Genomic DNA, 9,512 nt, shown 5'->3' with positions numbered 1-9,512 from the left:
GTTATGTAGGGTGCGGATCTGCTCATGTTTAATGAAACTTGCAGATTGACTGGTGGCGACGCACCGATGCTTACGACCCTTGTTGTGTGTACCGCATATACATGGAATATGCTGTATTATTTCAGGCGTCCCCTGTGCAGCTAACTTCAGGAAAATAGCTTGTTGATCGAGCCTTAAACCGTAAGCTTTCTAAGCTTTTTGAAACCGTTCAAAAAAATGTTTTAAGTAGTGAAATCTCACATCTCAAATCACATAAATTTAAAGTCTCTAATCTGTCATCTGTCATTAGATAGATTTACCCCAAGATAAAACTTATGAGAGCAACTTGCCGTCTCATCTGAATGTTACAAAATATTAAAATCAATCACAACCTGAAACCAAATTCAAATCGCCAAAAGCCTTAATGTAAAAAAAATTATGTAAACTTACGAAAGTTAATTAAAGTAAATGTAAAGACATCAGTGGAAATACGGAAATTGATAGATATAATAGGTGGTACACACGTGGATCTATTGCGGTGATTGGAATAAGGCGGTGAATACTATGCGTACTTTGATTCAGCTCACAACAACGGCAACCCTGGCGGTCTGCCTGCAAGTGAATATAGTCGGCACCGCCAATGCGGCTCGACTTGCCAGCAACTCAGCTAGCAATTTCACAAAAGCCCGTAGCGCGGGCAAGATCCCGACGCCATTGACCCCCAGATTTGGGACAGTGACATCAACCTCTAGGTTTGGAAATCTCCAAAAATACGAACCAACCCCGAACGGGAACCCCGAAAGTGACGGTACGGGAACGCGCTGACCCCAAATTTTTAATAAATTTTTAATCTTCTATTCGCGGAGATTTGTACCAATTGGATTGGTTAATTAAAGTATGGCTGCACCAATCCGGATCGGTGAGGGGATAGTCCACTCGGTAATGACCGCCGCGACTTTCGGTGCGAAACGCAGCACTTTTGACAATTAAATAGCCGATATCCAATAAATTCCCAACTTCTCCCCAATTTCGCAAAATCGAGCTATTCTCCGTCTCAGTAGGGGAAAAATCAATAATTTGTCCGGGCCGTAAATTATCAAGCGTTTGACTCAAAGGCAAGGAAGCAAATTCTTGCCGCCAAATCTCAAGTTGGACGATCGCACTTTCCAAATCCCGCTGTCCCCGGCAAATGCCCGCACTCTGCCACACCAAATTCCGCAATTCAACCCGCAACCTTTCGATCGCCTCAATGTCCTGTTCAGAAATCGATTTATCCCAGATTTCCCCCGCATCTAACTCATCTGTGAGTGTTTTGGGCCTTCCATCTTCTAGCTGCAAAAGTCCCATCTGCGCCCCAAAAACCAGACATTCCAGCAGCGAATTGCTCGCCAACCGATTAGCACCGTGTACCCCCGTGCTCGCAGTTTCTCCCACCGCGTACAAACCCGGAATCGAAGTTTGGTTGAACTTGTCAGCCACAATCCCTCCCATCCAGTAATGGGCCGCGGGCGTCACCGGCACCGGTTCGGAAAAAATATCAATTCCCCAGTCAGCGCACACTTGAATAATATTGGGAAACCTGTAGCGCAGTCGATCGACCGCAATCGGGCGCAAATCCAGCCAAACATGAGGTTCCCCCGTTTTTTGTAAGTGGCGGAAAATAGCGCGACTGACAACATCCCTAGGGGCGAGTTCCCCGCTGGGGTGAGAGTCAAAAGCAAAGCGATATCCCTTACTGTCAACCAAATGAGCTCCTTCTCCCCGCACCGCTTCGCTAATGAGAAACCGAGGCGCGCCCGCTGTGCTCAGCGCCGTCGGGTGAAACTGCACAAATTCTAAATCTCGCAGCAGCGCCCCGGCGCGCCACGCAATTGCCACCCCGTCCCCGGTACTTACCGACGGATTGGTCGTTTGAGCAAAAACCTGTCCGCCGCCGCCTGTCGCCAGCACCACGGCTTTAGCTTGCAGCCACTTGACTTGTGAGCCACAAATCGAGCTAATCCCCTGACACCGCCCGCTTTTGTCTAGCCACAGACTCAAAGCAAAGGCAGGAGATACGAGTTGAATGTTTTTGCGGCTTAATACTTTTGCTGTCAGCGTACTGATCACGGCTTTGCCCGTAGTGTCGGCGGCGTGGAGCACTCGGCGGCGGGAGTGGGCTGCTTCTAGGGTGAGGGCTAAATCTGGGCCGGTGCGATCGAATGCAACGCCCATTTTCACCAGGGAGTCGATGCAAGCACCAGCTTCCTCGACTAAAAATTTCACCGCCTCCAAATCGCAAAGACCGGCTCCCGCAGCCAGTGTATCCTGAACGTGCAGCGCTGCGGAATCTTCAGGGGCGATCGCCGCAGCAATCCCTCCTTGAGCCCAATCGCTTGCAGAAACAGGTAGGGTATTTTTATTGATCAAGCCCACCTGTAAATGCTCTGGCAGGCAGAGTGCTGTGTACAAACCCGCCGCGCCAGCACCTATTACCAATACGTCAAATTTGTCAGTCATAAGTCTGCCGCCAGTCAATTTTAGATTTTAGATTTTAGATTTTAGAATTGAGTCTACAGATGAATCTGGGGACTTGAACTAATGTCAGTCAAGGGATTTTAGATTTTAGATTTTAGATTTTAGATGAATCAGGGGAACCCGCTTATTTCAATCTAGCGAATTTGGGTCGGCTTTTGCCGAATGGTGGTTGAAAGTAAGTGTTCAGAAATTAAAGGCAGAAGTCATCAGCCTGTAGAAAAAAATCTTTTCTTTCGGCTGTTTGCCTTCTGCCCAATGACTTCTGCCTTCAAATGATATCCGCTGCTACCTAGTCGTAGAGACCATTATTCAACCGATTGTCTCCTTCAATAAAGACTGATTCAACATCAGTTACGGTGAATTTGTCCATGTTAGCTTGCAGCACTTTTTTCTGAGCATCCGTCAAGTCTGAAATATTGAGTACGTCCTCAACATTTTCGTAAGGAGCATTCTTAATAATTAGTCGAGCTAAAGTGGGATACAACCCTCGAAATTCCCGAAAGTCCCGGACGGCGCTGTTGTTCAAATCAAGTTTTTTGCCGTATTCTGTGGCAAGCTTCTCATCGGCGCGATTGGTTCTAGCCGGAGCTTCAACTGCTAGGAGCGAGGATGATGGCAAGACGATACGGCTTAATGACGCCGCGATCGCGCTTTGGTCTCCAGCCCATGCAAAGCAGCCCAGCACTAAGCCCAATACTGCCAATAGACGACCCAATCGTTTCATGAAGTTTTGTCTCCCAATTTCATACACAGCATTTATGTAGAGACTACCATTTTGCTTATGCAGTTTTTCAGATAAATCCGCAATAGGTAGAGGGCTGTTATAAACTTTCCCTTGGGGTATTGACAAAGCAGATTATATATGATAATAGGTGAGTTTTAAGCATCGCAGACAAGTTTATAAAAGGCACTCCAAATTAAAAACTCGGACTGCGATTTTAAGGGGTTAATTTTTGCCCCGCACCCACTTTTCTAGCTATCAAGAACTTTTTCCTTTCGTTTTGAGAAAAGCGTTCAAGTCAGCATAAGTACCGCCGTAAGTCACGGTGGGATGGTCGTAACCCTTTAAAGCAACGGTGTGCTGCTCGAAAGCGCCCTGGGCCCCTAATTGCGTCAGATATTTGTAGGTAGTTTCTCCCACAGCGATATCCTTGCCGATTTGCTTGGTGCAAGATTCCAGGCGAAATGCTGCGTTTACAGTATCTCCCAAGGCAGTATAGTCCGATCGGTCGCTGCTGCCAGAATTTCCCACCATTGCATAACCGGTATTGATGCCGGCCCCGACTCGCAAAGGAAAAGGCAGGGGGTAACGGCTGCTGAGTTCGTCTGTTGCCTTGTGCAGTTCGCTCAAAGCTTGGCAAATCCGCATCATTTCCTCGCTGCTGACACCGCTGGTTTTGTGGAACCAGACTGCCATGATGGCATCGCCGATGTATTTGTCCACCCAACTGCCGTGTTCGCGAATGATCTGTCCTGCTTTGCGGAACCAATTGCCGATGACTTCCGAGAGGAGGGTTTCGTCTAGCTGCCTAGTCAAAACTGTAAAGTCTCGGATGTCCATTACCATGACGCTAATCAGGCTACGCACCGTCAAAGTCGCCGTAAAATCTTCAGAGTCTGTCTCGTGTATTGGATCGTGTCGGTGGCCGGCGGTTGGGTTGTAGAAGTCCAATTCGGTTTGACCGAAAATAATCCGATCGCCATTTCTGAGAGTGACAGGAATACTGACCCGCCGCCCGTTGACAAAGGAACCATTGCGGCTGCCCAAGTCGATCAGGTAGAACTCTCCTGTCTCCATTTGCTGTAACATCGCGTGATTACGGGAAATCCAGCGATCTGTCAGTACAAAATTATTGTCATCGCTCCGCCCTACTGTCCAGCAATTGCTGCCGGAGAGCGGCAAGTAGCGATTGCCGCTTTTCTCTGTACGAAGTACCAAATGTGGATTGGCTTGCAAAGTCACCACAGCCCTAAAAACGACATCAAGTCAACCGGTTTGAGGTTTTAAACTTTAAATTTTAACTTTACCGCGCGGCTTATGACTGAGATTGCTGCTAAAAAACCTCAAATCGGCCGTTCTCTAATCTAAAATTGTTTAGTCGATCGTCGATGCACCAAACCATACAGGATTGCCGAACCACAATTCGATCGCCAGCAAAGGTAGTTATGGTTCGATCATAAGCGAAATTGTCATATTTTTCACCCCACAGTTCTATCTGGGGAGTTAAATTTGGTGCTTTTTTGCTGAAAATATAACTATCTACCAATATTCTACCTAATGTCACGGCTCTCACTGCCCGCCAAATTTTATTTAGACTAACGGGGCATAAAAAACTGAAAAATGGCTCTCCGGCTCCGATCGAGAATTGTTAAACACAAGGTATCTTTAAGATTTGTTGCTTAACTTCGGGTTTTTGAAGATATCAACAAAGCCTTTTCCTCGCTGCGGCGGTCAATAAGTTGGAAATACGAGAATTTTATGTTGTCGAAAAGAATTTTGCCTTGTTTGGATGTGAAAGCCGGTCGCGTGGTCAAAGGTGTCAATTTTGTCAACCTTAAGGATGCTGGCGATCCGGTAGAAATGGCTCAGGTTTACAACGATGCCGGTGCTGACGAGTTGGTGTTTCTGGACATTACGGCGACTCACGAAGACCGGAATATTATGATCGATGTGGTGTACCGCACGGCCGATCGAGTATTTATCCCTTTGACGGTGGGCGGCGGCATCCAATCCTTAGACACCATTAAAAGTTTGTTGAGGGCGGGCGCTGATAAGGTGAGTATTAATTCGGCGGCGGTGCGCGATCCGAGTTTAATTGACAAAGCCAGCGATCGATTTGGTAATCAGTGCATTGTAGTGGCGATCGACGCTCGCAAACGGCAAGACGCAGATCGTCCTGGTTGGGACGTGTACGTGCGCGGAGGGCGAGAAAATACCGGCAAAGATGCGATCGCCTGGGCAAAGGAAGCCGAACAGCGCGGCGCCGGCGAAATTCTGGTGACAAGCATGGACTCGGACGGCACTCAAGCCGGTTACGATTTGGAATTAACTCGCAGCATTGCCGAAATGGTCGAAATTCCCGTCATTGCTTCCGGCGGCGCCGGCAACTGCCACCACATCTACGAAGCCGTGACTGAGGGGAAAGCAGAAGCTGCACTGCTAGCTTCCCTGCTGCATTACGGGCAACTCAGTGTAGGAGAAATTAAAACTTATCTAGCAAAATTTCAAGTTCCCGTGCGACAGCAGCAGCCATTAGTTATTAGTCATTAGTCAGTGGATAGTCGATCGCATCTCATATCTTGCAACATTTTTAACAAACCGCTCTGCGGGTTCACTCCAGCGCCCTCTCACGTTGCAAAGAGGCTAAATAAATCCGCCCCCACCCCACGATAAAACCAGTTACTGACATTGATACTGCTATGTGAGGCGCATCCGAAGGCACTTATAGAGAATTTTTTTGATTCTACACAAGTGCCTTCTACATAAATCTCTTGGGGCGATCGACTCCTGTCAACTAGAAATATTCCCTGAGAAGGATTTCAAATCCCAGCTTTTTCAGCTAAATATAATATGTTAGCTCAATTTGAAAGAAAGCAACGGTTGCTCTTCTCAAACTTGAGTTAAAGATTGTGCAGAATTTGAGTGAGCTTCAGCCTGTTAACAATCTTAGCGATCAAAACTTCTAAAAACGGAGAAATTTTGTATGTCTTTTATCAGCTTTAACTTCCCTGCCAAGCGTTTAGTCCGCAGTTTAATAGCTGTTTGTTTTTGTGCTTTGATGTTTGTTTCTAATGCTTTCCCCGCTTTTGCCGTTACTAGCAGCCCCACCAAAGGTGAAGACCAACTTTTAGGAATTGAAAAAGAATCTCAAGAAGCTGTACTGAAAAAACCAATGTCCTTGGAAGAAACTCAAGAAAAAGCCAGCAAAGGGCCTAACGAAGTTCAGGGAGACGCTGACATTGAAAAAATGAAAAATCCTTCCAATACACAAGCTACATCCTTTGAGCAACAAGTCAAAAAAGCTGTCAGTAAAATTAAAGACTAACTCAGCGCGCAGTAGTCAGCGGACAGTTGTCAGTAAAAAAGATTAGGGACAGGCCGCGGTGCGGTGTCCCTAATCTTTTTTTTGAAGAGACACCGCACCGGGCCACATCGTTTGAAAGGCAGTATCCAATCTAAATTTAGCTTGAGTTTTCAGAATTGCTCTTAGATGGAATAAAAAAGTGGAAAGGACTTGGCATCTTTCGGCTTTACGAACACTCTTTGCTGGGGCTGCAAGTTCAAGCTATCGAATCTTTCTCTAGTCAAATTAGCGTTTACTACTTGACCGTCATCTAAGGTTAATTCTACCTGAATTTCCCATCCCAAATGAATCAAGCGACTGATTCTTGCAGGCACTGTTGCACTATTTTCTGTAGTTTCAATTACTACGTCGTGAGGGCGCAAGAAAATCTCTGGGTTGGCTGAGTCAAAGCCGTTGTCTTGAAACATTCTGGAACTACTGGGCAATACATTGACTGGCCCGATAAAACTCATTACGAAGGCACTAGCGGGATGGTCGTAAATTTCTGCGGGTGTGCCGACTTGTTCGATTTTACCTTTATTCATGACTGTAATTCGATCGGCAACTTCCATCGCTTCTTCTTGATCGTGCGTCACAAAGACTGTGGTAACGTGAACTTCGTCGTGCAGTCGCCGCAACCAAGCGCGCAAGTCTTTGCGAACTTTGGCATCGAGAGCTCCAAAAGGTTCGTCTAGCAATAACACTTTCGGTTCCACAGCTAGGGCTCTGGCGAGGGCCACCCGCTGCCGTTGGCCCCCTGAAAGTTGCGACGGGTATCTATCGCCCAATCCTGCCAATTGCACTAAATTCAACAATTCTTCTACCCGCGATTTGACTTTCGCGGGTGGTGTTTTCTGAATTTGCAGCCCGAAAGCGATGTTTTTTCGCACTGTCATGTGCTTGAATAGCGCGTAGTGCTGAAACACGAAGCCAATTTTGCGGTCTTGGACGCTAGTATTGGTGGCATCTTGGCCTGTCAGCCAGATTTTGCCGGAGTCGGGCATTTCTAAACCCGCAATCAGTCGCAGCAGTGTAGACTTGCCGGAACCAGACGGGCCCAGCAATGCGACTAGGGAACCCGATTCAATTTCTAAGCTGACTCGATCGAGTGCTTGGAAACTGCCAAACTGTTTTGATACGTTTTCTACAACTATGCCCATGGTAGGAAGAAAGAAGAGGGAAGAGGCAGGATACAGGAAGCAAGAGGCAAGAGGCAAGAGGGAAAAATGTGAATCTCCGGTTTGTGGATAGGTTAAGGTTAGTTTTTTTATAGCACGATCGCACATCAGTTTGTTAATTTTAGGGTTTTGGCGATCGGTCAGTCGATTTTAGATTTTAGATTTTAGATTTTAGATTTACTTGCAGCGCAGTGAATCTGGAAGATGGAACTTTGGTCTAAAATTTTGAGTTCTCCAGGGCTTTGTATGGGTTTTGGGCGGTGTCAATCGATTGCGCGATTTGAGATTTGAGATTTTAGATTAAAGGATTGAAGCATTGACTTGCGCGAGATAAATCCGGGGGCTTGTGTATTGGATACAGGTTTTTGTATTTCTGGGTCCTGAGTCTGCGCGTTGGAATGAATCACGTGGCGGGTATCCTGGATGCTTTCGGTCAAACAGCCGAAAATTAACAAAAATGCACCTCCAAAACAAAAAAACACAATTCTTTGCCACCAAAGTTGACGTTTGGTACTACAATGCAGCAAAAGTTCAAGCGTTTTTGACTTCAACGGCTGAGGGGATAAAGGAAAATGGGAGATGTTGGACGTGTGCCTGTAGGAATTATCGGCGCTTCAGGGTACGGCGGCGTGCAACTTGTGCGACTGCTGGCGGATCACCCGGCGGCTGAAGTAGTTTATTTGGGCGGGGATAGCAGTGCAGGAAAACCTTATTCCAGCCTTTACCCGCATCTGACTAACTGCATTGATTTGACAGTAGAGGCGATCGACCTAGACCAAATAGCGGCAAAATGCGAAGTTGTGTTTCTGTCGCTGCCGAACGGTTTAGCTTGCAAAATGGCACCGACGCTGATAGAAAAAGGCTGCAAAGTCTTGGATTTGTCGGCTGACTACAGATTTGAAAATCTGGAAACTTACAAAGCTTGGTACGGGGGCGAGCGATCGGACTCTGCTTTAGCTGCAACGGCTGTTTACGGTTTGCCAGAATTGTATCGCGATCGAATTAAAGACGCTCAGTTAGTAGGCTGTGCCGGCTGCTACGTCACTGCTAGTTTATTAGCCCTGGCACCTTTGCTCAAACAAGGTCTGATTGTGCCAGAAACAGCAATTATCGACGCCAAATCCGGTGCTTCGGGAGGGGGCCGCAAAGCCGAAGTTAATCTGTTGTTGGCTGAAGCAGAGGGTTCTCTGGGCGCTTACGGCGTTGGGCGCCACCGCCACACGCCAGAAATCGAGCAAATTTGCAGCGATTTAGCGGGACACGATATTAAAGTTCAGTTTACTCCCCACCTAATTCCGATGGTGCGGGGAATTCTGGCGACTGTGTACGCAACTTTGCGCGATCCGGGTTTGGTGCGGGAAGATTTAATCACGATTTTCAGCGCTTTTTACCGCAATTCTCCTTGGGTAAAAGTGTTACCGGCTGGAGTTTATCCGCAAACAAAATGGGCTTGCGGCACAAATCTCTGTTACATCGGTGTGGAAGTAGATCCGCGTACTGACAGGGTGATTGTGCTGTCGGCGATCGACAATTTAATTAAGGGCCAAGCCGGTCAAGGCATCCAGTGCATGAACTTGATGATGGGCTGGGAAGAAACTTTGGGTTTGCCACAATTGGCTTTCTATCCTTAATTGGTAATTGGTAATTGGATCGGGGCGGGTTTACGAGATGATTGGTTTTTAGGCAATTATTGTTTGTAAAACCCGCCCCTTGTATCCACACGATCTAAGTTTTCGATGCTCGATGCCCATCCGATTTTAGATTTCTGATTGTT

Annotated in this window: 9 protein-coding genes; 4 read left to right on the top strand and 5 right to left on the bottom strand. The window is 47.0% G+C overall.

The window, feature by feature from the left end:
- The first annotated feature begins 543 nt into the window (after positions 1 to 543).
- Positions 544 to 804, top strand: coding sequence for a hypothetical protein (locus QT973_RS23315; protein WP_333243778.1), 261 nt, complete (start codon positions 544 to 546; stop codon positions 802 to 804).
- Positions 805 to 825: 21 nt separating this feature from the next.
- Here QT973_RS23315 and nadB read toward each other — a convergent pair whose 3' ends face one another.
- From nadB to QT973_RS23295, 4 genes are all read right to left on the bottom strand, one after another.
- Positions 826 to 2,478, bottom strand: coding sequence for an L-aspartate oxidase (gene nadB, locus QT973_RS23310; RefSeq protein WP_333392256.1), 1,653 nt, complete (start codon positions 2,476 to 2,478; stop codon positions 826 to 828).
- 307 nt (positions 2,479 to 2,785) lie between these two features.
- A complete protein-coding gene (gene psbU / locus QT973_RS23305) occupies positions 2,786 to 3,220 on the bottom strand; it encodes a photosystem II complex extrinsic protein PsbU (RefSeq protein ID WP_006635850.1) in 435 nt (144 codons plus the stop codon).
- 255 nt (positions 3,221 to 3,475) lie between these two features.
- Complete coding sequence (locus QT973_RS23300; protein ID WP_333234059.1) at positions 3,476 to 4,462, bottom strand: adenylate/guanylate cyclase domain-containing protein; 987 nt, start codon at positions 4,460 to 4,462, stop codon at positions 3,476 to 3,478.
- A gap of 88 nt (positions 4,463 to 4,550) precedes the next feature.
- Positions 4,551 to 4,781 (bottom strand): hypothetical protein, encoded by a 231-nt coding sequence (locus QT973_RS23295; RefSeq protein ID WP_333057471.1) that lies wholly within the window; start codon positions 4,779 to 4,781, stop codon positions 4,551 to 4,553.
- 194 nt (positions 4,782 to 4,975) lie between these two features.
- Between QT973_RS23295 and hisF the strand changes: the two genes are divergently transcribed.
- Complete coding sequence (gene hisF / locus QT973_RS23290) at positions 4,976 to 5,767, top strand: imidazole glycerol phosphate synthase subunit HisF (RefSeq protein ID WP_333057472.1); 792 nt, start codon at positions 4,976 to 4,978, stop codon at positions 5,765 to 5,767.
- 433 nt (positions 5,768 to 6,200) lie between these two features.
- Positions 6,201 to 6,542 (top strand): low temperature-induced protein, encoded by a 342-nt coding sequence (locus QT973_RS23285; RefSeq protein ID WP_333057473.1) that lies wholly within the window; start codon positions 6,201 to 6,203, stop codon positions 6,540 to 6,542.
- 161 nt (positions 6,543 to 6,703) lie between these two features.
- Here the strand turns inward: QT973_RS23285 and QT973_RS23280 are convergent, their stop codons facing one another.
- Positions 6,704 to 7,720, bottom strand: coding sequence for a sulfate/molybdate ABC transporter ATP-binding protein (locus tag QT973_RS23280; RefSeq protein WP_333057474.1), 1,017 nt, complete (start codon positions 7,718 to 7,720; stop codon positions 6,704 to 6,706).
- Between the two features lie 590 nt (positions 7,721 to 8,310).
- On the opposite strand from QT973_RS23280, the gene argC reads away from it, so the two are divergent.
- Positions 8,311 to 9,369, top strand: a complete 1,059-nt coding sequence (gene argC, locus QT973_RS23275; protein ID WP_333057475.1) for an N-acetyl-gamma-glutamyl-phosphate reductase — start codon at positions 8,311 to 8,313, stop codon at positions 9,367 to 9,369.
- The last annotated feature ends 143 nt before the right edge of the window (positions 9,370 to 9,512 follow it).

Source organism: Microcoleus sp. Z1_A1 (assembly GCF_036700305.1).
In the GTDB taxonomy this organism is placed as follows: Bacteria; Cyanobacteriota; Cyanobacteriia; order Cyanobacteriales; family Microcoleaceae; genus Microcoleus.
Note: the sequence above shows the minus strand (reverse complement) of the source record. Positions and strands in the feature narration are given on the sequence as shown.